Origin of the sequence: Metasolibacillus fluoroglycofenilyticus (assembly GCF_003049645.1) — a bacterium.
Classification (GTDB): domain Bacteria; phylum Bacillota; class Bacilli; order Bacillales_A; family Planococcaceae; genus Metasolibacillus; species Metasolibacillus fluoroglycofenilyticus.
The window spans coordinates 1-242 of the sequence record NZ_PYWK01000041.1; the positions used below are offsets into that span (position 1 = coordinate 1).

3 tRNA genes are annotated in these 242 nt (G+C 52.9%); all 3 read left to right on the forward strand.

From position 1 onward, the window contains the following. The first annotated feature begins 1 nt into the window (after position 1). The 3 genes from C9J36_RS17185 to C9J36_RS17195 all read left to right on the forward strand — a co-directional run bounded on the left by C9J36_RS17185 (position 2) and on the right by C9J36_RS17195 (position 241). Positions 2–77 (forward strand) — tRNA-Val (locus tag C9J36_RS17185). A gap of 8 nt (positions 78–85) precedes the next feature. Continuing rightward, positions 86–161, forward strand: a tRNA-Thr gene (locus C9J36_RS17190). A 4-nt stretch (positions 162–165) separates the two neighbouring features. After that, positions 166–241: transfer RNA gene (locus tag C9J36_RS17195), tRNA-Lys, on the forward strand. The last annotated feature ends 1 nt before the right edge of the window (position 242 follow it).

Sequence of the window (242 nt, forward strand, 5' to 3'; positions counted from 1 at the left end):
TGGAGGATTAGCTCAGCTGGGAGAGCACCTGCCTTACAAGCAGGGGGTCGGCGGTTCGAACCCGTCATCCTCCACCAAACAAAATGCCGGTGTAGCTCAGTTGGTAGAGCAACTGACTTGTAATCAGTAGGTCGTGGGTTCGACTCCTATCGCCGGCACCATTTTGAGCCATTAGCTCAGTCGGTAGAGCATCTGACTTTTAATCAGAGGGTCGAAGGTTCGAGTCCTTCATGGCTCACCAT